The following is a 24,592-nucleotide window of genomic DNA, read 5'->3' on the forward strand; positions in this document are numbered from 1 at the left end:
GACAAGTGATCGCTAACTTTTTTTCTAATAAAAACTCAAATTTCGGGTTTCTGTTAGTTAGCGATAGCTTGAAGGCTTACCCCATAAGAGAGCTAGAGTTTAGAGACTGTAAGACTTTTGCCAGACTCCCTCCAAGAGCGCTATAGCCTTTCCTGTTCGTAAGAGGTACATTATCAATGGTGAAAAGCTTAATCAGCAAAGGTTTAACTGTGCCACACAGGTGTGAGAAACGCTATATATACTATCACGAATAGACGGTTTCACCAGGATCACTAGACGAGCTATAAGGATTTGTGTGCCAGCAATTTCTGGCGGCTGGCGGAAAGCTGACGGCTGATGGCTTACTGCTATAAAATCAAGAATGCCCACCGATGGAATTTTCCGCCAATGAAGACTATCTTTCGATTAGTGATCGCTTTTTTTGCCCTACTATTTATCCTATCTCCTGTCAATGCCTTAGCAGCCAGTTCTGCTGCTGTCACAGGAGCCAATGCCAGTTATGAAAACCAGAATCTGACAGGAAAGGATTTTTCGGGACAAAATTTGCAATCTGCCCAATTTACTAACGTTAATCTGCAAGATTCTAACTTTAGCTCTGCCGATTTGCGCGGGGCAGTGTTTAACGGAGCCTCTATCATCGAAGGCAATTTTCATGGAGCGGACTTAACCAATGGGTTAGCCTATCTGAGTACCTTTAAAAATTCCGATTTAAGCGATGCCATTTTTGCTGAAGCAATTATGCTGCGTACCATTTTTGAGGGAGTCAATATCAACGGTGCTGATTTTAGTTTTGCCGTGCTTGACGCTCAACAAATCAAAAATCTCTGTGAAAGAGCCGAGGGTGTCAACTCAAAAACCGGCATCTCTACCCCGGAATCTTTAGGATGTGATCAATGATGCAAACCCGGGTTGGTGTTATTGGTGGTGGACAATTAGCATGGATGATGGCACAGGAAGCCAAGAAATTAGGCATTTCTCTAATTGTACAAACACCACACCCCGACGATCCCGCCGTTGCTTTAGCTGACGGGGTTGTTTTTGCGGAAATAGCCGACGTGGAAGGCACAAAAAAACTAGCTCAACATTGTGATCTGATCACTTTTGAAAATGAGTTTGTTAATTTAGATGCCCTAGAAGAATTAGCAGCCACAGGAGTTAAATTCTATCCTAGTTTGGCAAATCTGCGCCCCCTATTGGATAAATACGAGCAAAGATGTTATTTACGCTCCCTAGGGTTGCCTGTGCCTGATTTTTGGGCGATAGATAATTTATCCCAATTAGAAAATTATCCTTTTCCGCTAGTGCTGAAAGCGCGACGACACGGTTATGATGGTCAAGGAACCTTTATTATCCGCACTCCTGAAGAATTAAACGCCAAAAAGCCGCAATTAGAGCGTCTTGACTTGATGTTAGAAGCTTATATTCCCTACGAGCGAGAATTAGCCATCGTTGCCGCTAGGGGATTAACTGGGGAAATCGTCACCTATCCCGTGGTGGAAACTCATCAAAAGGAGCAAGTCTGTCACTGGGTAATCGCTCCCGCCGCTCTTAACCAATCTTTACACGCTCAAACCGAACCTATCGCCCATCATCTGTTAAGTAGTTTGTCGGCGGTGGGTGTTTTCGGGATAGAGTTATTTGTCACTCCGCAGGGAGAGGTATTGATTAATGAAATCGCTCCCCGTACCCATAATTCGGGTCATTACAGCCTTTCTGCCTGTCTTACCTCCCAATTTGCCCTACAACTGCAAGCAGTGGCTAATTTGCCCCTTGGAGCCACGGATTTAAAATCTGCCGGGGCAGTCATGGTTAATTTATTGGGTTTTGAGGATAGTGACGGCGATTATGGCGAAAAAAGAGCAGTTTTAGCGGCAATTCCAGACGCTCAGGTTTTTTGGTATGGTAAAAAATCCCGTCCCGGTCGAAAATTAGGCCATGTCACCCTCTTAAGGGATACAAGCGATCGCTCCAAGTTATTGGCCCTAGCAAAACAGATAGAAAAGCTTTGGTATAGCTGTTAGGGAAGTGGGGTGTATTTTCAGTAAACAGTAATCAGTGAACAGTAATCAGTAAACAGTGAACTGATTACTGATTACTGATAACTGATAACTGATTCAGCCAACCGTAATTAAAAGACATTTTTGATTGCCTCGGTCAGTTTTTGACTAATTAACTCGTTACCGTCTCCACTGAGATGAATATTATCGATATAGAGGGAATCGGGATTGGGATGGGCTTGAAAAATGGGCAGAAAATCTAGATAAAAAATCTGCTGGCTGCTGGTGAAATCCGCTAGTCTTTGACGGGCTTTTAATTCATAATCTCGCCCCTGTTTTTGAGCTTCGCGAATGAGGGGGGTAATAGCGATAATTAAACGGGCTTGATTAGCCTGAGCAAGGGCTTGAATTTGGGCAAGAGCGGTTAAATTATTGCCCACTCGATCGCCCCCTTCTCGCACCGGTGGCAAGGGAGGATAACGCTTAAAATATCGATCGTACAACTCGATTAAAGCTAAAGCCGGCCGGCGAGCGGGATAATTAATTTCTCGTCCCACCACCGCCGAACTAGGAGCTAAAGCGAACAGATCATCGGTGTTCATTAATAACACAATCACCTGGGATTCAAAGGTGCCGAAACGTCGCAGATAGGCCGATTGATTGCGCGGTCCCCAAGAATTGGCCGAAGCATTGAGAACTTCCACCGAACCCGTCAGATTCTGGCCTAAATTTTTGGCGATTAAAGCAGCAATGGTCTCTTTTTGATCTGTCCACCAGGAGCCATTAGCGATCGAATCACCGATTAACATGATTCTCGTCGTCTCCGGAGGCCGTTGGGTTGTAATCGGATCGCTCCGCATCGAATACTGATTAACGGCGATAAAATTGGAAAAACGGCGCGTTTGTTGATTAGGAGCCAAAAGATAGCCAATTTCGGCATCAGCTTCGTAGATAAGCGGATTACCGAACCCGAAGACAATTCTTAAAATAGCCTCAAGGAGAAGGCCAAGGGCGAAAAGAACGCCTAGAATGATTAAAGACAGCCGAATGATACCAATTTCTAATAACACGGATAGATGAGAGTTCGCTAATTTATGATCCTAAAGTGTCTCATACTTTCTACATCCATCTCATGAAAAGGAGTTAAGGGCAATGTCAGACTTAAATCGTGGCATCATGAAATTCGAGGGGGCCGATAAACCGGCAGTAGTGGCGATATCGTCCATTATCGTTATCGGTAGTATTATTGCTCTGATCCTTTGGGCAATGAAAGTCGCCTACATCTAGTTAGGGTTTGCGGCAAAAAGTTTCTCGTGGGGGCAGGGTGTAGGGTGTAGGGTGTAGGGTGTAGGGTTTTACCCATTTTCATCTGGTAAATTACCTAATTTTCAGGGAAAAAGTCCCTAAAATTTCCCCCCGATCCCTCCAATGGCTGGCACTTTTTGATTTCTCAAAAGTCTAAAAGTCTTAGCCAACAAGGTTTTTAGATTTATTCAGCAACCTCTAGTTAGCTAGAATAATTTCCCTCACTTTTGGCATCACTCGGTTTAAATTTCTGGCCATCACGATCTCACCTCTTGTCCCCTTGAGCCTGTAGGATAGGGTCAAGGGAGAAATTGCTAGTTCCCTCTATTGCGCTTGCTAGTCACACTCGACTCGAAACAGATCATCGATGAGCAGATCAACTTCTGTTTTAACAGAACTGTTGCAGTTACTCCCCCAATGGCGATCGCAGATGTACTTCAAAGCATCCCTGACCGCGCTATCCCACGCCATGGAGGATCAGGTTTTAGCGGAAGACGATCAACCGTTAGTGATTGCCAGTTTTCAGCGTGAGCGCTTTTATCGTCAAGAAGCCCATCGCTATCGACGCATTGCCCACAAAAGCGGGCAAGTTTACGTTTTGTCCGCCCCAGAAACCGATTTTAAGCATAGTTCCGACGTTTACGAGACGATCGCTTTTCAACCAGAGGACAGTTTAGCCCAAGAATGGCATCTAGTGGTTATCGGTGGCCATTATGCTAGTTGTTTAATCTGTCGGGAACGAACCCATCTGACAGCAAAGGGGGAAAATGGGGCAGCTATGGATAATAATCGCCGTTTTGAGGGGATTTGGACGAGCGATCGCCATGTGAGTCAACAGGCCGCCCAAATTCTTTTAAATCATATTCTCGATTATCGTCCCGAACTAGCGGAGAAAATTAGGCGCGCTCAAGAAGAATACCTGATCTGTGAACTGACGGACAGGGATCATCAAGAGGAACCAGATCCCTTTGTCCAGCGATTGGTCACTTATTTGCAAGCGGGACAGTATAAACTGCTGAAAGCCAATCGTTCCTTGGCATCGAAAGAACACAAGGAAAGACTGATCAACTCGGTGACAGCCTCGATCCGTCGTTCCCTCGATCCGGAAGCTATCCTACAGGTGGCAGTGCAGAAATTGGGGCAGGGATTGGGAGTCTGTCGCTGCGTGGTCTATCGTTGTAAGGAAGCCGACATTAACGCCACCATCGAACACGAATTTTTAAACTCCGGCATTAGTTCCATCAAAGGACAAAAATGGCCACTGAAAAATAATCCTCTTTTTCAGGAAGTGCTGGAATTGAGAGAATCCCTGAAAATCGAAGACGCTATTCACGATCCCCGTCTCCCCGGCGATTCCATTCAAAATCTCGTGCGGGAATGTTCCATCTATTCTTGGTTATTAGTACCGATTTTTTACCAAAGTCGTCTCTTGGGAATGTTGGAACTGCATCACTGTGGACCCTATACCACCACTTGGAAAAGCGAGGATGTCGCCCTTGTGGATGCGGTGGCCACTCAAATCGGAGTCGCCCTCATTCAAGCAGAAGCCTACGCTAATTTACAGGATTTAAATGAACAATTAGCCGCTCTCGATCGCACTCGTTCTAATTTAGTCGCCATAACCGGCCACGAATTACGCACCCCCCTCTCCACCATTCAAGTCTGTCTAGAAAGTTTGGCCTCGGAACCGGATATGCCAGCAGAAATGCGCCAAATTATGCTTGATACTGCCCTGAAAGATGCGGAACGAATGCGTAAATTAATCCAAGATTTTTTAACTCTTTCCAGGTTAGAAAGTGGCCGGGTTAATTGGAATCCCGAAGCTTTATCCTTATCGGAATGTGTGGAATTAGCCATCAGTCACGTTCACTCCCGCAATCTCGACAACGAAAATCCAAAAATTAGCAATCTTGTCCCCCCTAATCTGCCCTTTGTTTTAGCCGATGGCGAGTGGTTAGTGGAATTACTTTCCAAACTTCTCGATAATGCCTGTAAGTTTACCGGTCGCGAGGGAAATGTCTCGATCGAAGTCGCTTCGGGAAAGCCAAAAACTCTAGAAGTAACCATTTCTGACACTGGACGCGGGATCGAACCCAATCGTTTAGAACAGGTTTTCGATCGCTTTTACCAAGAGGAGGGAGCCCTGCGACGCAGTGCCGGGGGAACCGGGTTAGGATTGGCTATCTGTCGTCAGATCGTCAATGGTTGGGGCGGCGAAATTTGGGCAGAATCTAGGGGCAAAAATCACGGCAGTCAGTTTCATTTTACTATTCCAATATTTAAAGATAAAACTAACGATAATCCCCAAAATACCGCTCCGAAAAAATCTTCCCGTCGTCCTGCTAGTAAACGTAAATAGCGGCTGGTTGCCCGTTTAGTTTTGGCTCTCTACTCGTGACTTCCTATTCCTTTTCTTCATCAAAAACTAAACAAAAAAGCATTAAAAAAGAAGCATCCAATCCCCAGGATATATAATAAACTTAAAAGAGTAATCAATTAGTCGTTTTTAGGTGAAAAAATTATGGGACGTGCCAAGAGAGTGGTTTTAGCTTATTCCGGAGGAGTCGATACTTCCGTCTGTATTCCCTATCTCAAACAGGAATGGGGAGTAGAAGAAGTGATTACCCTAGCCGCCGATTTAGGACAGGGAGACGAATTAGGACCAATTCAAGAAAAGGCCCTGCGCTGCGGAGCGATCGAATCCTTAGTCGTCAATGCCCAAGAAGAATTCGTCAAAGAATACGCTTTTCCCTCAATTCAAGCTAATGCTCTCTACGAAAATCGTTATCCCCTTTCTACCGCCCTGGCTCGTCCTTTAATTGCTAAATTATTAGTAGAGGCCGCCGAGAAATACGGGGCCGATGCCGTCTCTCACGGCTGCACCGGCAAAGGTAACGATCAGGTGCGTTTTGATGTGGGCATTATGGCCCTCAATCCTAGCTTAAAAGTTCTCGCTCCCGCCAGGGAATGGGGCATGAGCCGGGAAGAAACCATCGCCTACGGGGAAAAATTCGGGATCGAGTCTCCCGTGAAAAAATCCTCGCCTTTTAGTATCGATCGTAACCTGTTGGGGCGCAGTATTGAAGCCGGTCCCTTGGAAGATCCGATGACGGAACCCCCGGAAGAAATCTATTTAATGACCAAAGCGATCGCCGATACTCCCAACGAGCCGGAATACGTCGATATTGGTTTTAATCAGGGAATTCCCGTCAGTTTAAACGGAGAAAATCTCGATCCTGTCACGCTAATTAGTCAATTAAATGACCTAGTGGGTAAACACGGTGTTGGTCGGTTAGATATGATCGAAAACCGGGTAGTGGGAATTAAATCCCGAGAAATTTACGAGGCCCCGGCTTTATTAGTTTTAATTGATGCTCACCGGGACCTAGAAAGTTTGACTTTAACTGGAGATGTTACCCAATATAAACGGGGAATTGAAGATACCTACGGACAGTTAATTTATAAAGGATTGTGGTACAGTCCCTTAAAGGAAGCGATCGATGCTTTTATCCTCAAAACCCAAGAACAGGTAACGGGATCGGTGCGAGTCAAACTGTTTAAAGGTAACGCTAAAGTCGTCGGTCGTCAGTCAGTCAATTCTATCTATTCTCCCGATTTAGCTACCTACGGGGCCGAGGATCAATTTGATCATAAAGCTGCTGAAGGTTTCATCTATGTTTGGGGATTACCGAGCAAAGTTTGGGCCGAAAAAACTAGAGGGAAGTAATCAACAATCCTCCCCTAAGTAAGTGGGTGTTAATTCAGATACCCCCGCCTATCGGCACCCCCCTTATCAAGGGGGGCAGGGGGGATCAGTACCCCCCTTATTAAGGTAGGGTTGATTCACGAATCAACCCCCAAGGTAGGGTTAATTCATGAATTAACCCTACCTTGGGGGAAGGGGGGATCAGCACCCTTATAAAATTAAATATAAAGATGTTGAATTTTTGCTGATTTAGCAGCAGAAAAACCTTTGCCTGCTGAAAGAAATGGACGTAAAATTGTTGTAGAAATCAAAAGCTTTTTAAGTCCCTCACCTATGAGAGATTTTGAAATAGCTTTAGGACAATATATTTTATATCGAAATTTAATCAGTCTTGCCGTGAGTTAAGTTATCGGTAAATCTTGCCTCGAAATCTGAGGTTTATAAAAGAAGCTTAAAGGAGCTATTCTGTTACTTTTGAACCAGTTTATCCCTATGGGTAACAAGAATTTGAGCTATAATCATAATATCTCTATAACCCCACATAAAAAAGGCTTATGGCCATTTCAATTACTTTAACCCTACCTGATGAGATTTTTAATCTAGCTCAATCCTTAGCCCATTCAATTAACCGTGATCTTAATGATATATTAGTAGAAGCGATCGCTTTTTCTATTAGTCCCAATTATCAAGGCGAAAAAATCTCATCCCTAAATTCATTATCAGATGAATAAATTATCAAATTAACTCAATTACAAATGGCATCGGAACAAGATCAAAGATTAAGCGAGTTGCTCAATAAACAACAAGAGAGGGATTTATCAACCTTTGAAAATAGGGAACTTTGGTCATTGATGCAAATTTATCAAATAAACTTGTTAAAGAAGTCTCAAGGATTAAATGAAGCGGTTAAAAGAGGATTAATTTCACCCTTAGAAGCATGAATCCCAGCCCTATTCCCGACTATATTAAAGATAAAATTCGCCAACAGGCCAATACTAAATCTGGTTATTAAAAACTGATTATTTATTCCCCCTTTTGCATGAGGTTCTCTCCTTTATAAGCAGCCTATACTCAACGGATTTAGTATAATTGCTGATTGTCGGTATTCCTGCAAATGTAAGATGCACCAGGTCAATTTATTGCGGGGGAACCTAGTAGCGAAGGTGATCATTTCGGTCAAAGAAACTAAGTAGAGGTAGAACCTCGCTTATCTGCGTTGCCAGCTATAACCTTGCAACCAGTCAAAAATATTTATATAACCCAAAACTATCTTAAATATAAAAATCATAATAAATGATGATTAAATAACCCTTGACTTCCCCCCCCCTTGTGATAGTTTTGGCTGTGGGATATTGGCGCAAAACTAGCGTTAAATATGATCATAATTTTCTCCTATTACTGTCATCGAATCCATGAAAAAATTACTGACAATTTTAACCCCCTTGACTCTGATGGGGTTAGCTGGGGTTACTCCTGCTCAAGCGGCAATAGTAGCTGGTTGGAATTCATTTAATGCCAGTACCGCAACCTATCCCAAAGCGGCGAATACTGTAGGTGCGAATATAACCAGCACTGGGTTAAACACCGCCGGGATAAATCGGGAGAATGATCCTATCTTCCTGTTGGGTGGTTCTACTACTAACGGTTGGAATACAGGTAGCACTGTTAATACCAGCCAATATGTGGAATTTGCCGTACAACCTAGTGCAGGTTTTCAAGTCGATTTTACTAACTTACAACTCAATGCGGCCCAAACTGAAACGCAGCTAGATTTAGTCTTGCGCTCTAGTGTTGATGGGTTCACCAATAATTTAGGGACACAAGTTAACTTAACAACTAGCTTTAATACCTACAGCTTTGACCTAAGCAGTTTAGCACCCCAAACCGGCCCGGTGCAGTTCCGTCTCTATGGACTGAATGCTAATGGCTTATCTGTCTATTTAATTGCCGACAACTCCACTAATGTTGCCGGGGGTGGGTTTGTGGCTCTTAATGGGGATATCACTGCTGCTGGTGGCGGTGGTGTATCAACCCCGGAACCTAGTGGTATAGTGAGTTTAATCGCTGTTGGTGCCTTGGGTGCCGCTTCCCTTCGTCGTCGGGGATAAGGGAGGAGGGGCAACTACAGAGGGGTTGCCCCGAAATTGGTTAAATATTATCAATATTCTTTTACATTTCCTCGGCAATTTGTTAAGCTGATAAGGTGAAAGAGGAATAACAATCAATAGAGCCAATGACTCCCCAATTAATGATTCAACCTTCGTCTTTAATGAGAGAAGGGGTTGAACTCCGCGAATTTGGTAACATTTATTTATTCAGGTTTACTTCAGAGCTACAATCTCGTTGTGAGCAGTTATTAGCTAAGAAGAAAACTGACAGTCTCTCTGTTGACGAAGAAGCGGAGTATGCTGGACTTTCTGAACTAGAGCGCGTTTTTACGCTTATTAACGCCCAACTTGCCACCAAAAGTCAATGGTGTCCCTATCAACTCGAAGAATAGTCCGACAACGAGCTAACTTTGCAACGAGTCAACGAGTCAAAGAAATAAGTAGAGGTAGAACCTCGCTTATCTGCGTTGCAAGGTAAAACCTTGCAACGAGTCAAAGTCCTTTTTTTAATTAGGGTTTGCTGAAAAAGTTTTTCCTGGGGGTAGGAGTCAGGAGTCAGGAGTCAGTAGCCGGTCGTCGGTCGTTTCAGGCTTTGTTGCCCTCTTTTTTTGTACCAATTTATGTACTATGAGGAGAATAATGCAAGGTTTTTGAATGTCCCAATCCTATTTTCTTGCACTAACATCAGATTTTAACAGGTCAAAAGCCTTATTTTCAAAGGGTTTTACCATTATTCAGCAAGTCCTAATTAGAGAAAATATGCAGATAAAAGACATGACTCCCCAAGAGTTACAAAGTTTAATCCGTAATACAGTAGATGATACTCTAGATGAATACTTTGGTGATCCGGATGAGGGAAAACAAGTTAAAGAATCTTTTAAAGAAAAGTTATTAGAAATCCAACAAAAAAGACTACAAGGAAGAGCGACTATTCCTGCAGCTGAGGTGGATAAAAGATATGGGATAGAACCTTAAATGAGCTATTCTGTTACTTTTGAACCAGAGTCGATAACTGATTTAGATTTGATCACAGATTTTATCAGACTGAGGATTCTTAATAAAATTAAATGGTTAGCTATCAACTTTGAACAGATAACTCCCCTACCTCTTACGAGAGAATGGTCAGGGTTTTACAAATTAAGAGTAGGAGATTAGCGGGTTATTTATGAATTTGATCGAGAGAGTAGGATAATTATTATTGTTAGAGTAGGTCATAGAAGTGAAGTTTATGACTAAATACTTACTAAAATAATTGGGATCAGCAATAAGCTAAGATACATTTTAAACGCCTATTCTTACTCTATTCCCTGTGCTTTAAGTCGGGTAACAAAGGGAGAATCTCCGGCTTTTCCTCGCATTTTTTGGGCAAATTCTAAATCAGCTTGGATAGCTTGATCTAATTCCTCTCTATGTTCCCAATAGTAAGCTAATGCTGAGTGAATTTGACTCATACTTAAATCACGATGGTTAATGTGAATTTCTGATCGAGTCCAACCGTAAGCTATTTGTGCCATAACTAGATCAATCACTTTTAGGGTAGAACCCGCAATTATTGGTACTCCCCGATGATCAATTGCAATATGTTTATAGTCTGTGAGATTTGTTGTCATGTAGAGAGGGTTAAGCTAAGACACATTTATGATTATACTAAGTACCTAGGCAAAATTAATTACACATATCTAACCACCTCTTGCCTCTTGCACGAGTGCCTATCTTGACTAGGAAATTTATTTTGCACGACTACTTACCTCCTTGCCGCAAATTCTTGGGACAAGTGGCTTAAGCTAAGTAGGGAGGCACAATTATTTGTAGGATGGGTTAGCGGTAGCGTAACATAATCGGGCGTTGGGTTTCATGCTTCAACCCAACCTACGTTCATCTTATATTTAATTCCACCCACCCACTTACTTGTTTATACCCAAATAAAAAACGGTCTCCCTAAACCAGTTGCCAAAATCGCCGCCATGGACAGTCAATTACTTGATAAACTCGGACAATTACAAAACCTCTTAAAAACCAGCGAAAAAGCTCTGATTGCCTATTCTGGGGGCGTGGACAGTACCCTAGTGGCCAAAGTGGCCTATGATCTGCTAGGGAGTCAAGCATTGGCAATTACGGCGGTTTCCCCTTCCCTACTGCCGGAAGAATTAGAAGAAGCGATCGCTCAGGCCGATTATATCGGTATTCGGCATGAATTGGTGGAAACCGAGGAAATGAATAACCCCAATTACACCAGTAATCCCGTTAATCGCTGTTATTTCTGCAAAAGTGAGCTACACGACACCCTTAAACCCATCGCCCTCGCTCGTGGTTATTCCTACGTCATCGATGGCGTTAATGCTGATGATTTAAGGGATTATCGTCCCGGAATTCAAGCCGCTAGGGAGCGCGGCGCTCGTTCACCTTTGGCGGAAATTGGTATCACAAAAAGCGAAGTTCGTCAACTATCTCGTTACTTAAATTTACCTTGGTGGGATAAACCGGCGCAACCCTGTTTAAGTTCCCGTTTTCCCTACGGGGAGGAAATTAGCCTGGAGAAATTGCAAAGAGTCGGACGGGCGGAGATTTATCTGCGAAAATTAGGTTATCGTCAATTACGGGTGCGATCGAGCGGCGATACGGCACGGATTGAATTACCGGCAGCAGCAATTCCCGACTTTATTAATCGGACAAATTTAAGCGAATTAGTCGCTGATCTGCAAAAATTAGGCTTTATCTATGTCACCCTCGATCTAGAAGGTTATCAAAGCGGCAAACTTAATCGAGTCCTCTAAGTGTGAGGTGATGGGAGAGTGGGAATTATGAATTATGAATTATGAATTATGAAGTGGGGAAGTGGGGAAGTGGGGGAATTTCAACTAAAACCCTAACACCCTAACACCCTAACACCCCAAAACCCCAAAACCTAAAACCTGTCCCAGAAGTCACTCGATCGGATATATTAAAAAAATGTTAAAAAGCCGGGGAGCGGACTGATGAACCTTTTTCTAGGGTTCCTAAGTCTTTACCCCTAAACCTCTAATTGCCAAGGCGAGGATAGATGAGTCAACTACAAAATGCCTTTACCCTATTCCTGAGCCTGTTGGTGGAAGCGATGCCTTTTTTACTGCTAGGGGTGATTCTCTCTAGTATTCTTTTAATATTTGTCGATGAACGTCGCCTAGTTGCCTTGATGCCTCGAAATGCTGTTTTAGGAGCATTTGTGGGGGGATGTATTGGTTTTTTGTTTCCCGTCTGCGAGTGTGGCAATGTGCCGGTGGCGCGACGTTTACTTGTGCAAGGAATGCCGAATGCAGTAGCGGTTAGTTTTCTCTTAGCAGCGCCGACAATTAACCCGATTGTTATCTGGTCCACTTGGGTAGCTTTTCGCGATCAACCGGAAATTGTTTTCTATCGAGTTATCTTTTCTTTGTTCATCGCTACGGTTATCGGTATTATCTTTAGTATCCAAAAAGATCCCCGACCGCTACTACAAACCTCTTTGGCAAAAAGTCTCAATTGGCAACCGCAAACACCGGAAAAAGAATCTATCCCACTACTACTACAATCCGGTTCTTTTCTGATCGGTAATTCTGGGCAAACTTTGCGCTTAGATGAAAGTTTTGCCGCTACTGCTGTCCTACCAGCAGTGCAAGCTATCCCGATGAAAAGGCGCTGGTTAACTTTTGTGGAAAACGTGGTGATGGAATTACGGGAATTAGGAGGAGTGTTAATCTTAGGAAGTGCTATAGCGGCCGGTTTACAGGTGTTTGTTCCCCGGGAATTTGTTCTTAATTTGGGTCAGGATCCGATTACTTCGATCTTGGCCATGATGCTGTTAGCGGTAATTGTTTCGATTTGTTCCACGGTTGATTCTTTTTTTGCCCTCTCCTTTGCCTCTAGTTTTACCAGTAGTTCCCTGCTGGCTTTTTTAGTGTTCGGTCCAATGATTGACCTGAAAGGGATTGGTTTAATGTTGTCTATTTTTAAACCGAGAATGTTAATTTATCTCTTTGCTTTAGCAGCGCAAATGACTTTTTTACTCACCTTGGCTCACAGTTATTTATTTTAGGTCAGTACCCGGATAGTTTTTCCCATGAATTCATCACGTCTAAAAATAATCGCCCCCCAATTTATCGATGTTATTGCCCTAATCGGTTGGGGTTCGTTACTATTTAAATACTGGATAACTGGACAGTTAAATTTACTGATACATCCTAATTATTTTATCCTGGTTCTCATCACCAGTATTGCTTTATTTGTTCTGGGAATAGTCAAGCTTTGGACATTATTAAAACAGTGGCAAAAAAAGATTAATTTAGATAGTAACGATAATCGATCGCATATTACCATTCTTCCCCAACATTTTGGCTCAGGTTTATTAGTAATCACTGCCCTTTTAGGCCTATTTATTGCCCCGCAGCCCCTCAGCAGTCAAATCGCATTACAGAGGGGAATTAGTGAATCTTTACCCCTAACTCGCTTGCAAACTCAATCCTTTGGCACTACCGTTAAACCAGAGGAAAAAAGTTTAATTGAATGGGTAAGAACTTTGAATGCTTACCCCGAACCTGATGCTTACACGGGACAACCGGTAAAAGTCACAGGTTTTGTGGTGCAATTGCCCCAATTACCCGATAATTATTTATTAATTAGTCGCTTTATCCTTACCTGTTGTGCCGTGGATGCTTATCCCGTGGGTTTGCCGGTGAAACTATCAGGAAGTCGCGGTCAATATCCCAATGATACTTGGTTAGAAATCACCGGAGAAATGGCCACGGAATCTTTACCCGTAGAGGTGGGAAAATCAACCACCAGAAGACAATTAGTAATTAAGGCTAAATCCGTGAAATCTATACCCACTCCTGTGGATCCCTACGGATATTAACAGTTAACAGTTATCAGTTATCAGTTGTTTCTAACCATCTACTATAATGATCAAGACCTTACAACTACAACCGATTGATAAATTAGCGATAACATTAATTGTATCGCTAACCTTAGTAATTGGCGGCTTAATTTGGTTAGGTAATAGCTGTGGTAATCAATGTCTTTTGCAAACCGGTCCAAGGGTCAAGGAATTTAGCTGGGAAAATCGAGAAATTGGCTCAGAAGATCAAGCATTTATTATCACTTTTGATCGCCCCATGGATCATGCTAGTGTAGAAAAAAATCTAGTTATCGATCCTCCGCTGCCGGGTAAGTTGAGTTGGGCCGGAAGACGATTAGCTTATACCCTCACTTCTCCCATTCCCTACGGAGAAAAATATCATCTGCAAATTGAAGGTGCGCGGGAACAATTTCGCAGCGGTAATCGATTAGGACAAACCCTGGCAATTTTTGAAAGAGAATTTAAAAGTCGCAATCGTGCTTTTGCCTATATTGGCACTAATGGGGAAGAACAGGGAAGATTAATTTTTTATAACTTGACCGAGGAGAAGAAAACCCTCTTAACCCCCGCAAATTTGACCGTTATGGCTTTTGAATTCTATCCTGATGGTAAAAAAATCCTCTTTTCGGCCGTGGCGAAAAATCGGGGGATAGAGGGAATTCGTGAACTGCAGCTTTACCAAGTTGATAGCAGTCAATCGCCTCTAAAAATTGAGTTAGTGCTAGACAATAAAGATTATCAAAATAATCACTTTGATTTAGCTAAAGATGGGGAAACTATTGTCGTGCAGAGAATTGAGCGCCGCAATCCGATTAACTTCGATTTATGGGCAGTTAAATCGGGGGAAAAACCCCAAAAATTAAACATCCAAGGCGGAGAATTTTTGATCGCACCTGATAGTAAAACTCTGGCTGTCACCCAGGGGGAAGGAATTGCGCTTTTGCCCTTAAAATTCGAGACAAAACCCCTGGATTTTTTACCAAAATTTGGGCGAATTTTGAATTTTTCTGCCGATGGTACGGCCGCAGCAATGGTGAATTTTAATACGGATAATGCCAAAATGCGTTATATTCGATCGCTTTTTTATGTCAATAATCAAGGATTACAAAAACGCTTACTCAATCTACAAGGTTCGATTATAGATTGTCAATTTAATGCCACCGGTAGTGATTTGTATTGTTTGTTAACCGAGTTAGTTACTAACAGTCAAGAGTACAAAGAAAAACCCTATTTTGCTAAAATAGATGTGAAGACCGGTCAAGTGACTCCCCTACTGGAATTAGCCGATTATCGTGATATTCACATTAGTTTATCTCCCGATGGTTTAGCAATTATTTTTGATCAACTTCGCATCAGTTATGATACTAATCCTACTAATCCCTTGACTACCGATTCGGGAGAAACAATTATCGGTGGTCGTTTGTGGATGTTAATTCCTCCCCTACAAGATGGAGTAAAAGCCAGTAAATCTGATTTAATTGAATTACCTCTAGCGGGAATTCGTCCCCAGTGGATGCCGTAGAATTTCATCATTAAGTTAGGAATTATTTCGATGCTGTCAAACTCAGAAAAATTAGCCAAATTGCGTCAGTATTTTGTTAGTGGTGCCACTCGTTCCTATCAATTCCGTCGTCAGCAGTTAGAGAAGTTAAAACAGGCAATCATTAAATATGAAGCGGAGATCTATGAAGCTTTATATAGCGATTTAAAGAAAAGTCCCGAAGATTGTTGGATTACGGAAAATGGTTTCCTTTTGGTGGAAATTAAGACCGCTTTAAAAAATTTGCGCTCATGGATGCAACCCAAAACTGTTAAAACTAATCTCTTAAATTTCCCATCCTCCAGTCAGATTATTCGGGAACCTTTAGGAGTGGTTTTAATTATTGGTGCTTGGAATTATCCCCTCCAATTGTTATTAGTGCCTTTAGTCGGTGCCATTGCTGCCGGTAACTGTGCGGTATTAAAACCGAGTGAATTTGCCTCAGCGACGGAAAAATTAGTAGTTAAAATAATTGAAGAAATATTCCCCGAAGAATATGTGTTAATTGTCCCCGGAGATGGTGCGGAAGTAATTCCGAATATGTTAGACAGTTTTACCTTTGATCAGATATTTTTTACTGGCAGTACAAAGGTAGGAAAAATTATTTATCAACTAGCGGCAGCAAAGTTAATTCCTGTTACTCTAGAATTAGGGGGAAAAAGTCCCTGTGTTATCGAAGCTGATGCTAATATTTCCGTGGCAACCCGTCGCATTGCCGTGACAAAATTCTCTAATTGTGGTCAAATGTGTATCGCAGCTGATTATATTTTAGTACATCAATCCCAGCAGGAGAATTTGATCAGAGAATTAGCAAACACTATTGTTAATTTTTTCGGTGAAGATGCCAGATTAAGTGCTGATTATGGTAAGATAATCAATGAGAAACAATTTGATCGCCTGATTGACTTTCTCCAAGATGGTGAGATTGTTTTTGGAGGCAAAACCGATCGAGAAAATTTATATATTCAACCAACTTTATTAACTAATGTTTCCCTCGATGCTCCTATTATGCAAGGGGAAATATTCGGTCCAATTTTACCGATCATTGCCTTTAGCACTTTTGAGGAAGCTTTAGCAATTATTGCTAAAAACCCTAACCCTCTAGCTTTTTATCTGTTTACTACTAAGGCAAAAACCGAAAAGAAATGGTTAGAATCTGTCCAGTTTGGGGGAGGTTGTATTAACAACAATAGTTTTCATTTTACTAATCCTAGTTTACCCTTTGGTGGTCGGGGAAATAGCGGTATCGGTAGCTACCATGGTCGTTTTTCCTTTGAGAATTTTAGTCATAAAAAAGCGATTATGAAAACACCTCTTTGGTTCAATCCCGCTTTAAAATATCCGCCTTTTAAGGGTAAGTTAGGCTTATTTAAGTTATTAGTTCGGTAAAAAGCTATAGTTTAAGTTAAAGCTTTTAAGAGAGCTTGAAATTTAAGCTGAATTTCTGCTAGTTCTTTTTCCGGATCGGAACCGGCAACAATACCCGCACCGGCGTATAATCGCGCTCGATCGCCTTCAATTAAGGCCGAACGAATACCAACAATAAACTCACTATTATTTTGACAATCGATCCAACCCAAAGGAGCGGCATAAAGAGAGCGATCGAAGGTTTCATAATGACGAATTTGTGCTAAAGCGATCTCCGTGGGAACCCCAGCAACAGCAGGAGTGGGGTGTAGTTGGGCAACAATTTCGAGGGGATGGATGGAGGGTTTTAGTTTGGCATGGATAGGAGTCCAGAGATGTTGAATATTGGAGAGTTTTAACAATCTAGAGGGAGAATTTTGCGGATTTAAGCCAATTTGTCGCAGTTTTTGGTTAATAAAGTCACTAACAGCCCGATGTTCCCGTTGTTCTTTTTCACTAGCGAGGAGTTTATTGGCTAAAAGAGCATCTTCGATCGCATTTTCTCCCCGGGGAGCGGATCCCGCTAAAGCATCGGTGATTAATTGCCCCTGATGGACAGTTAGCAAGCGTTCGGGACTAGCGCCGATAAAATGATCTCCCCGTCCATTGCCGAGGGAAAAAGTATAGCAATCGGGATGACGCTGACGCAAATTATCGAGACAGTTTACCAGATGAAAAGGACGGGGAGAAATCACGTCAAGAGCGTGAGCGAGGACAATTTTGCTAAATTTTTGAGCATGGATAGATTGGAGTGCATCGGCAACAGCCGCTTGAAAATTATAGGTAGGATGAATATAATAACTACAGGGAGCCTGGTGGGGATTTTGTCGGCAATTGCTCGAGTTATTTTGGATAATTTTGAGGTTGTTGATAGTTTCTTCGAGGGAGTTTTCTATTTCTTTTTCGCTGGTGATTAGGAGATTGGTAAGGAAAAAATATTCCGACTGTTTTTTGATAATTTGAAACTTAGGCAGGGTTAGGGTAGCTGAGGGAAAGGGGGTAGCTCTTTCCGAGTCGAAAAAAGTGAAACTACAAAAGATGCGGGGAGTAATCTCGCTATAGTTATCAATTTTAATAATTCTTTGTTGACAGTTTTCAATAAATTTTTGAGCTTTTAAAAAACGTTGTTTGCCGTGGAAAGTGGCAGCAAAGGCGATGCCGTAGCCGAGAAAAGCGGTTTCTCGTTCGGGATTTTCCCAATAACAATGGGTGGGATAGCTAGAGGCAATCCGAGAGAGAATTTCTAGGGGATCAACGGGGGAAATTTTTTGACAAAAACTAACGATCGACGGATTTCCCTTTTCTGCGGCTAACAGTTGCGGGTTGAGGATAAAGTTATAGAGGCCGCGAAGATCAGCAATCGGACTATCAGGATAGGAAAGGCGAGGAACGGCAGAAGTCATGTCAAGTTTTTTGTATTTTTTGCAAAAAAACCATGATTAATGGTATGTAATCCCCACAGATGTGGCCAGAGTCAGCAATCTCTTTTTAACTATGGTATCGGAGAAAGGGTCTTTAGGCAGAAAGGGAAGGGGATATTTGTGACGATTAACCGCATTGGAGACAAATGAAGGCTTAAAATCTCCAGAGATGGCTATTATTTAAATGGGCAAAAAAATTAATTTAATAACTGCTACTTTACAAGTTTGTGGAAATTGCCACCACGGGACAAGTGGGGATACATTGTTCACAAACCACACAACGGGAACGCAAAAACTTAAGACGAAAACTTTCGGGATCAAGGGTTAAAGCTTCCGTGGGACAAACTCCCGTACATAAGCCACAATCGACGCATTTTTCTTCATCAATGACGATTTCGCGACTAACTTGGGAAACGCCAATATTTTGTAATTGTAACCATTCGATCGCCGCTTCTAACTCATCGATATCTCCCGATAATTCTAATACTAATGTTCCCACTTGATTGGGGGCAACTTGGGCGCGGATAATATTAGCTGCGATGTTAAAATCCTTCGCCAGTCGATAGGTAACGGGCATATGGACGGCTTTTTTGGGAAAAGTGAGAGTAACGCGTTTTTTCATGCAGCCTTTCCGATCAAAGAATCTTTTTTTGCTTATTTGCCGAAAACGGCTGGAATTACAATAGTAGCAGTAGCGGCAACGATTAGACCAAAAGCCAAATTAACTACCTGTTGATCAGCTTTTTGGTAGGTATCGATGCTAAGACTAAGTTCACGGATTTGGTTGATCACGTCTCCTAGCTTTTTTTCAATGTTTTGAAGGTTACTTTCTAAAGTTTCTAATCGCCCCTCAATTGTATGAACGTCCCCTTCTAGCCTTTTTAGCTGTCCCTCTATTCGATCGAGTCTTTCTTCGGTCATAATTATTACCCATCTCTAACTTAATTGTAACTCAATCGACACCAATACTAAAAGAGCGCAGCAATCGTTACAATAGGACAAAGTAAACTTTGATTAAATGTCCATGACAGCCACCACACCCACCAACAAAACCAGAAATCTGCTGCTGGCAGTAACGGCAGTTATCCTTAGTGTAGCGATTTTCTTCGGGTTTCAAACCACCGCTAGTTCCGTATCTTTGGAAGCGCAAGCGGAAAAAGCGACACCTTTCGAGCTTGCCCTCAGCAATGGTAAACCCACCCTGACAGAATTTTATGCTAATTGGTGTACCAGTTGTCAGGCGATGGCCCCTGAAATTGCCGAAATTAAAAAACAATACGGTAATGCCATTAATTTTGTCATGCTCAACGTTGATAATAATAAATGGTTGCCGGAAATTCTCCGTTATCGCGTGGATGGTATTCCCCATTTTGTCTTTTTAAATAATCAAGGACAACCAGTTGCCCAAGCGATCGGAGAACAACCAAAATCAATTTTAACTGCTAATTTAGAAGCACTTTTAACCAATTCTACCCTACCCTATGCCACCACTACGGGACAGGCTTCTGATTTTAATATCCTTGCGGGCGCTAGTCAAACCGATCCTCGCAGTCACGGCAGTCAAGTTAAGCAGTAATCAGTTATCAGTAATCAGTAATCAGTAATCAGTGGAAAGCTCATGGCTGAAAGCTATCATTCAAGAGTCAACAGCTTATCAATAAGTACATTTCATTGACTGAATTTTTTAACTATGGCGATTATTGTCCAACATTTGACCACAGGTAACGAATATATATTCCTAGGAGTTATTGGGGGTGAAAGTAAGAATATTTTACCCACCAAAATGTTAGGAGATTTTTTCGCAACCGAGACTCCAGATAAATCTCGATCGCTGACGGTTTGTGACGATCAAGGCCGCATACTTTGGTTTCCCGTCACAGAAATGATTGTGGTGGAGGTAGATGGTCAAAAACCCGAAGAATTATTACCAGAAATTATCCCTCCTGAACCAGTTCCTTTACAATTAGATAAAGAGAATCAACCTCAGTCCCCAGAAAATCAAGGAAACATCGATGAATTTGCCGAAGATGACGATTGGATCTAGAATTAAATATCTAATTTTAGCGGTAATAATTGCCCTATTTACTATTGGCTTTAATTCCCTCTATTCTGTTTCTCAAAACTCGATCGCTTCCTTCCCCGTTGCCGAAGTTAAACCCCAATATCTTAACGATTGGACACCGGAATTAGAGGCAGAATTTCAACAAAGGGCCAAGCAAGTTATTAACCATTTTGCTAAGGCAGAAAGTTATGGCAATTTGTGGGGAGAAAACGAGAAAAGATCCTATCCTATGGCCATGTTTGATTTCTTGGCAGGAAACCGGCAAAAAGCCCTAGATTTCCTGCAGCAGGATGACCCACAAAAACGGGAACAGGCCCACACCGATTATATAGATTATTATTTTTCTTTTACCCTAAAAGGACAAATTAGAAAATATTTTCTGCTCGGAAAGTATCTCGATCCAGTTTATCGTCAGAGAATGTATAATGCGGCGAAAATTTGGACAGAAACCGACCCTTTACAACGGCCCCATCCTGTCCACGGTACGGGCCAAGGAACGGGTAATGATTGGAGTATAACAAGACGGGGTTTATGGGTAGATAGTCGCAATACTGATAACCTGCGAGCGATGCGCGAAACATCGGTTTATCTGATGGCCGAAGAAACCGGAAATGAAGCAACTCGTCAAATTTATAAAAGTAAAATTAAGCGTTACGTTTCAGCTTTATATAACATCGGTATGGGAGAATGGGATTCAGAAGTTTATCACGGTCACACCTTTGCTCCCTATCTCAATCTCTACGATTTTGCTCAAGATACGGAAGTTAAACAATGGGCAAAAATGGCCTTAGATTGGTTATCCATGGCCGCTAGTGTTAAATATTATCGCGGTGGTTGGGGTGGCCCTGTAAAACGCGATTATGGTGGTAGTAATGGGGCAATGCGATCGGGTGCAGCCCGCACTTTTTGGCTATACTTTGGTGATACTCCCGTCCCCAATAATCGCCCGGAATTGGACTCTCTTTATCTAATTACCAGTGGTTATCGTCCTCCTTTAGCAGTGATGGAATTAGCCCGAAAAAACTTTAATAAACCGGTAGAAATTCTCGCCAGTAAACCCCTGTATGAAAACTGGAAACCGGGCAATAATCAAAGTCCAGGTTATTGGGAAACTCAATTTATCGGGGCTAGTTATCAAATGGGTAGTCTGGCGGGAACTTTCCCCGATGGCGATGTGGCCCCGTTTAAATTAATGGCCTTTAATCAACACAAAGGGGTGGATTTTTTTGTGGCTAACACTGGCAAAAATGGCGTAAAACCGGGCAAAAATCCCGGGGATGAGATCGGACAATATCGTAATCTTTTAATCTGGTTACGACCAGCAGATCAAGCTTTTTTCTGGCAATTACCGAAAACCGCCAAGGTAGAAAAAGATGATAATATCTGGTTTATTCAATTAGAAAAAACTTGGTTAGCTCTGAGATTAATAAATCTTTCTTCTCCTGAAATGATCGAGATTCCTAATTCCCCTTATCCCGATGATAATACCTACCAAGCTTTACCCACAGGTAACAATTATGCGGGTTTTGCTCTGGAAGTGGGAGAAGCGGCAACCCAGGGCAGTTATGAGAATTTTAAGAGCATATTTAAGCAAAAAAGTCAAGTAAATTTAACTCAAATTAATCAGGGCAGGGTTTTATTTAAAGGCAGTCAAGGGCAGAGTTTACAATTGACCTATAATCAAATCAATCTACTGCCGATTTTAATTCGTAACGGTCAAAAGCACGATTGGTCAAAAAATTTCGCCCTTTATAACAGTTTAAGTCGAGATAACTCTCCTGTTTCTTTGGGTTGGAAAAAGGGCAAATTAACCGTCAAAGCAGGGAAATACCAGTTTTCCAATGCCTTGATCCTCTCCTCTCCTTAAGTTAGATATTCTCGATTATTTATTCAGCAAACCCTAGTTATGAGGAGAGGCAAAAGGCAGCTTTGTTCGCCCCACTTCCCCACTTCCCCACTTCCCCACACCCCACACCCCACTTCCCCACGAAAAACTTTTTCAGCAGACCCTATTTATGGGGATTGATCAGACCATTTGCGCTTGATTTAAGAATTCTTGCAATTCTTCTCCTTCGATTACTTCGGTGGTCAAAAGATTAGCGGTAATGGACTCTAATAAATTGCGGTTGTGACTGAGAATTGCTAGGGCTTTTTGGTAACTAGCGTCGATAATTTGTTTAACTTCTTCATCGATCGCTTTGGCCGTATTTTCCCCGATCGAACGGCGGGGACTACCCTGATTATTACCTAAAAAATTAGCCTGTCCTGTTTTATCGTAGGCTAGGGGTCCTAGGGATTTACTCATACCATACATTGTCACCATTCTTTCAGCAATATCCGTCGCCCTTTGTAAATCATCGGAAGCGCCATTAGTGACACTGCCAAAGATTAATTCTTCGGCTGCCCGACCGCCCAATAACATAGTAATTTGTTCTTTAAATTCGGTTTCTGTCATCAAAAAACGGTCTTCCGTGGGAATTTTCAGGGTATAACCCAAAGCGGATAAACCCCGGGGAACGATCGAAATTTTCTCCACCCGACCCCCTCCCGGCATAACAGCACCAACTAAAGCATGACCAACTTCGTGATAAGCGACGATTTTCTTTTCTTTTTCGGATAAAACCCGACTTTTCTTTTCTAAACCAGCGATAACTCTTTCTATTGCTTCTTTAAAATCAATTTGACTGACTCTTTCCCGATTATTGCGGGCAGCCAAAAGAGCCGCCTCATTGACGAGGTTGGCTAAATCGGCACCGGCAAAACCGGGGGTTTGGGTGGCGATCGCTTTGAGGTTAACATCTTCACCCATCTGGACTCGTTGGGCGTATATTTCCAAAATTGCCAATCTTCCCGCTAAATCGGGACGATCCACCAAAACTTGGCGATCAAAGCGCCCCGGACGCAATAAAGCGGCATCAAGAGTCTCTGGGCGATTGGTGGCGGCTAAAACGATGACGACGGCTTCTTTGGGGCTAAAACCGTCCATTTCTGTCAAAAGTTGGTTTAAAGTCTGCTCGCGCTCATCATTGCTGCCGCTAGTTCCCGATCCCGAACTTCTCGATTTACCGATCGCGTCCAATTCATCAATAAAAATGATGCTAGGGGCATTTTTCTTCGCTTGGGCAAATAGATCCCGCACCCGGGCTGCCCCGGTCCCGACAAATAATTCCACGAATTCCGAGGCCGAAATGCTAAAAAACGTCACTCCCGCTTCTCCCGCGACCGCTTTTGCTAAGAGGGTTTTTCCCGTCCCCGGCGGTCCGACCAAGAGAACACCCTTAGGAATACGCGCCCCAATTTTATTAAAGCGCTCGGCATCCTTGAGAAATTCGACAATTTCCTTTAACTCGGTTTTTGCTTCCTCGGCCCCGGCCACATCACCGAAGGTAATCGGATATTTTTCGCCGTCTCCGTAAACTTTAGCGAGATTTTTATTAAAAAGCAGCGATTTACGCGTGTCATCGTTGCGATAGAACAGAAACTGCATGGCGGCGACTAAAATTAAGGGAGGAACCACCCAAGCGAGGAGAGTGGTGATCCAACTGTTTTCGGCCACAGGAATCGCCTCGAAGATTACGCCTTTTTGCTGTAATAGTTGGGGTAATTGGGGGTTATCGACTGGAATCGTGGCCAAGACTCGTCCGGGGGCTAGATTACTGCTTGGTTTGCTGGCCAGAGAACTAGAATCACTGTGAAAGGGATTACTTGATTCTGGGGGATTAACGGGGGGATTACCCGGAATAGCCAGGGATTCTAAAGGATTTTTTAATTGATACAAGATGACTTGATTGCCAATTCTGACCTTACTGATGTCGCCCCGTTCCACTTTATTGATAAATTCGCTGTAGGGTTCGAGGGGAATATTGGATAATTCTGAGGGACGAGGGATAAGAAAATAGCCTAAAGCGGCAACACCAGAACAAATGATCAGGATTTTGCCTAACAGAGGCAAACGCGACCAGGAAAATTGATTATCTTCTTGATTAGTCATAATTTTTAGGGTGGGTCAGAGTGAAAATGCAAAGTTTATACTAACACAGCAATTCCAAATTCAAACGGTAGTGTAGGATACAGAATTGATTTCGCTTCTGTCCCTCAAAATAGAGTGAACGAGTTGCCCATTGGGTTTTGCAGGAATGGAAGTCCAAGATTTGAGTTTTATAGGGATGCTGAGCT

At 42.5% G+C, this 24,592-nt stretch carries 25 protein-coding genes and 1 pseudogene; 20 read left to right on the forward strand and 6 right to left on the reverse strand.

What is annotated here, in order from left to right; genetic code table 11:
• Nucleotides 1–387 precede the first annotated feature (387 nt).
• Complete coding sequence (locus O9332_RS06140; protein ID WP_288024274.1) at nt 388–897, forward strand: pentapeptide repeat-containing protein; 510 nt, start codon at nt 388–390, stop codon at nt 895–897.
• A complete protein-coding gene (locus O9332_RS06145) occupies nt 894–2,021 on the forward strand; it encodes a 5-(carboxyamino)imidazole ribonucleotide synthase (RefSeq protein ID WP_288024277.1) in 1,128 nt (375 codons plus the stop codon). The genes O9332_RS06140 and O9332_RS06145 overlap by 4 nt, the downstream gene beginning before the upstream one ends.
• A 107-nt stretch (nt 2,022–2,128) precedes the next feature.
• Here O9332_RS06145 and O9332_RS06150 read toward each other — a convergent pair whose 3' ends face one another.
• Entirely contained in the window at nt 2,129–3,067 is a 939-nt protein-coding gene (locus O9332_RS06150; RefSeq protein ID WP_288024280.1) for an SGNH/GDSL hydrolase family protein, read from the reverse strand.
• A gap of 82 nt (nt 3,068–3,149) precedes the next feature.
• Between O9332_RS06150 and O9332_RS06155 the strand changes: the two genes are divergently transcribed.
• The 10 genes and pseudogenes from O9332_RS06155 to O9332_RS28335 all read left to right on the forward strand — a co-directional run bounded on the left by O9332_RS06155 (nt 3,150) and on the right by O9332_RS28335 (nt 10,352).
• The gene (locus O9332_RS06155; protein WP_002736350.1) at nt 3,150–3,284 is read left to right on the forward strand and encodes a hypothetical protein; all 135 of its coding nucleotides are present in this window, start codon (nt 3,150–3,152) and stop codon (nt 3,282–3,284) included.
• A gap of 385 nt (nt 3,285–3,669) precedes the next feature.
• A complete protein-coding gene (locus O9332_RS06160) occupies nt 3,670–5,661 on the forward strand; it encodes a DICT sensory domain-containing protein (RefSeq protein ID WP_288024283.1) in 1,992 nt (663 codons plus the stop codon).
• Nucleotides 5,662–5,823: 162 nt separating this feature from the next.
• On the forward strand, nt 5,824–7,029 hold the full coding sequence (locus O9332_RS06165; protein ID WP_002760380.1) for an argininosuccinate synthase: 1,206 nt from the start codon (nt 5,824–5,826) through the stop codon (nt 7,027–7,029).
• Between the two features lie 246 nt (nt 7,030–7,275).
• Nucleotides 7,276–7,413 carry an element excision factor XisH family protein gene (locus O9332_RS06170; protein ID WP_002760378.1) on the forward strand — a complete coding sequence of 46 codons (138 nt, stop codon included), beginning with the start codon at nt 7,276–7,278 and terminating at the stop codon, nt 7,411–7,413.
• Nucleotides 7,414–7,562: 149 nt separating this feature from the next.
• Entirely contained in the window at nt 7,563–7,739 is a 177-nt protein-coding gene (locus O9332_RS06175) for a hypothetical protein (RefSeq protein WP_002760376.1), read from the forward strand.
• A 24-nt stretch (nt 7,740–7,763) separates the two neighbouring features.
• A complete protein-coding gene (locus O9332_RS06180; protein WP_002760371.1) occupies nt 7,764–7,949 on the forward strand; it encodes a hypothetical protein in 186 nt (61 codons plus the stop codon).
• Nucleotides 7,950–8,420: 471 nt separating this feature from the next.
• A complete protein-coding gene (locus tag O9332_RS06185) occupies nt 8,421–9,116 on the forward strand; it encodes a PEP-CTERM sorting domain-containing protein (protein WP_002760370.1) in 696 nt (231 codons plus the stop codon).
• 125 nt (nt 9,117–9,241) lie between these two features.
• A complete protein-coding gene (locus O9332_RS06190; protein ID WP_002760369.1) occupies nt 9,242–9,508 on the forward strand; it encodes a hypothetical protein in 267 nt (88 codons plus the stop codon).
• A gap of 262 nt (nt 9,509–9,770) precedes the next feature.
• The gene (locus tag O9332_RS06195) at nt 9,771–10,091 is read left to right on the forward strand and encodes a hypothetical protein (protein ID WP_288024289.1); all 321 of its coding nucleotides are present in this window, start codon (nt 9,771–9,773) and stop codon (nt 10,089–10,091) included.
• Nucleotides 10,092–10,352: pseudogene (locus O9332_RS28335) on the forward strand (type II toxin-antitoxin system RelE family toxin).
• 59 nt (nt 10,353–10,411) lie between these two features.
• On the opposite strand, the gene O9332_RS06205 reads toward O9332_RS28335, so the two are convergent.
• Nucleotides 10,412–10,726 carry a DUF433 domain-containing protein gene (locus O9332_RS06205; RefSeq protein ID WP_002760366.1) on the reverse strand — a complete coding sequence of 105 codons (315 nt, stop codon included), beginning with the start codon at nt 10,724–10,726 and terminating at the stop codon, nt 10,412–10,414.
• 354 nt (nt 10,727–11,080) lie between these two features.
• Between O9332_RS06205 and larE the strand changes: the two genes are divergently transcribed.
• From larE to O9332_RS06230, 5 genes are all read left to right on the forward strand, one after another.
• On the forward strand, nt 11,081–11,890 hold the full coding sequence (gene larE, locus O9332_RS06210) for an ATP-dependent sacrificial sulfur transferase LarE (RefSeq protein WP_002760365.1): 810 nt from the start codon (nt 11,081–11,083) through the stop codon (nt 11,888–11,890).
• A 266-nt stretch (nt 11,891–12,156) separates the two neighbouring features.
• The gene (locus tag O9332_RS06215; RefSeq protein WP_002760364.1) at nt 12,157–13,167 is read left to right on the forward strand and encodes a permease; all 1,011 of its coding nucleotides are present in this window, start codon (nt 12,157–12,159) and stop codon (nt 13,165–13,167) included.
• A 24-nt stretch (nt 13,168–13,191) separates the two neighbouring features.
• Nucleotides 13,192–13,983, forward strand: a complete 792-nt coding sequence (locus tag O9332_RS06220; RefSeq protein ID WP_002760362.1) for a TIGR03943 family putative permease subunit — start codon at nt 13,192–13,194, stop codon at nt 13,981–13,983.
• A gap of 46 nt (nt 13,984–14,029) precedes the next feature.
• The gene (locus O9332_RS06225) at nt 14,030–15,508 is read left to right on the forward strand and encodes an Ig-like domain-containing domain (protein WP_002760357.1); all 1,479 of its coding nucleotides are present in this window, start codon (nt 14,030–14,032) and stop codon (nt 15,506–15,508) included.
• Between the two features lie 30 nt (nt 15,509–15,538).
• On the forward strand, nt 15,539–16,915 hold the full coding sequence (locus tag O9332_RS06230) for an aldehyde dehydrogenase (protein ID WP_002760356.1): 1,377 nt from the start codon (nt 15,539–15,541) through the stop codon (nt 16,913–16,915).
• An 11-nt stretch (nt 16,916–16,926) separates the two neighbouring features.
• Here the strand turns inward: O9332_RS06230 and O9332_RS06235 are convergent, their stop codons facing one another.
• From O9332_RS06235 to O9332_RS06245, 3 genes are all read right to left on the reverse strand, one after another.
• Complete coding sequence (locus O9332_RS06235; RefSeq protein WP_002760354.1) at nt 16,927–18,336, reverse strand: isochorismate synthase; 1,410 nt, start codon at nt 18,334–18,336, stop codon at nt 16,927–16,929.
• 235 nt (nt 18,337–18,571) lie between these two features.
• A complete protein-coding gene (locus O9332_RS06240) occupies nt 18,572–18,976 on the reverse strand; it encodes an NIL domain-containing protein (RefSeq protein WP_002760353.1) in 405 nt (134 codons plus the stop codon).
• 32 nt (nt 18,977–19,008) lie between these two features.
• Nucleotides 19,009–19,275, reverse strand: a complete 267-nt coding sequence (locus O9332_RS06245) for a ssr2422 family thylakoid membrane protein (protein ID WP_002760351.1) — start codon at nt 19,273–19,275, stop codon at nt 19,009–19,011.
• 103 nt (nt 19,276–19,378) lie between these two features.
• On the opposite strand from O9332_RS06245, the gene O9332_RS06250 reads away from it, so the two are divergent.
• The 3 genes from O9332_RS06250 to O9332_RS06260 all read left to right on the forward strand — a co-directional run bounded on the left by O9332_RS06250 (nt 19,379) and on the right by O9332_RS06260 (nt 22,283).
• Nucleotides 19,379–19,930, forward strand: a complete 552-nt coding sequence (locus O9332_RS06250) for a thioredoxin family protein (protein WP_002760350.1) — start codon at nt 19,379–19,381, stop codon at nt 19,928–19,930.
• Nucleotides 19,931–20,044: 114 nt separating this feature from the next.
• Nucleotides 20,045–20,398, forward strand: a complete 354-nt coding sequence (locus O9332_RS06255; protein ID WP_002760349.1) for a hypothetical protein — start codon at nt 20,045–20,047, stop codon at nt 20,396–20,398.
• Complete coding sequence (locus O9332_RS06260) at nt 20,367–22,283, forward strand: hypothetical protein (protein ID WP_002760348.1); 1,917 nt, start codon at nt 20,367–20,369, stop codon at nt 22,281–22,283. Before O9332_RS06255 ends, O9332_RS06260 begins: the two co-directional genes overlap by 32 nt.
• A gap of 159 nt (nt 22,284–22,442) precedes the next feature.
• Here O9332_RS06260 and ftsH read toward each other — a convergent pair whose 3' ends face one another.
• Nucleotides 22,443–24,407 carry an ATP-dependent zinc metalloprotease FtsH gene (ftsH, locus tag O9332_RS06265; RefSeq protein WP_002760347.1) on the reverse strand — a complete coding sequence of 655 codons (1,965 nt, stop codon included), beginning with the start codon at nt 24,405–24,407 and terminating at the stop codon, nt 22,443–22,445.
• Between the last annotated feature and the right edge of the window lie 185 nt (nt 24,408–24,592).

This window comes from Microcystis sp. LE19-10.1B (genome assembly GCF_027530565.1).
GTDB lineage: Bacteria > Cyanobacteriota > Cyanobacteriia > Cyanobacteriales > Microcystaceae > Microcystis > Microcystis aeruginosa.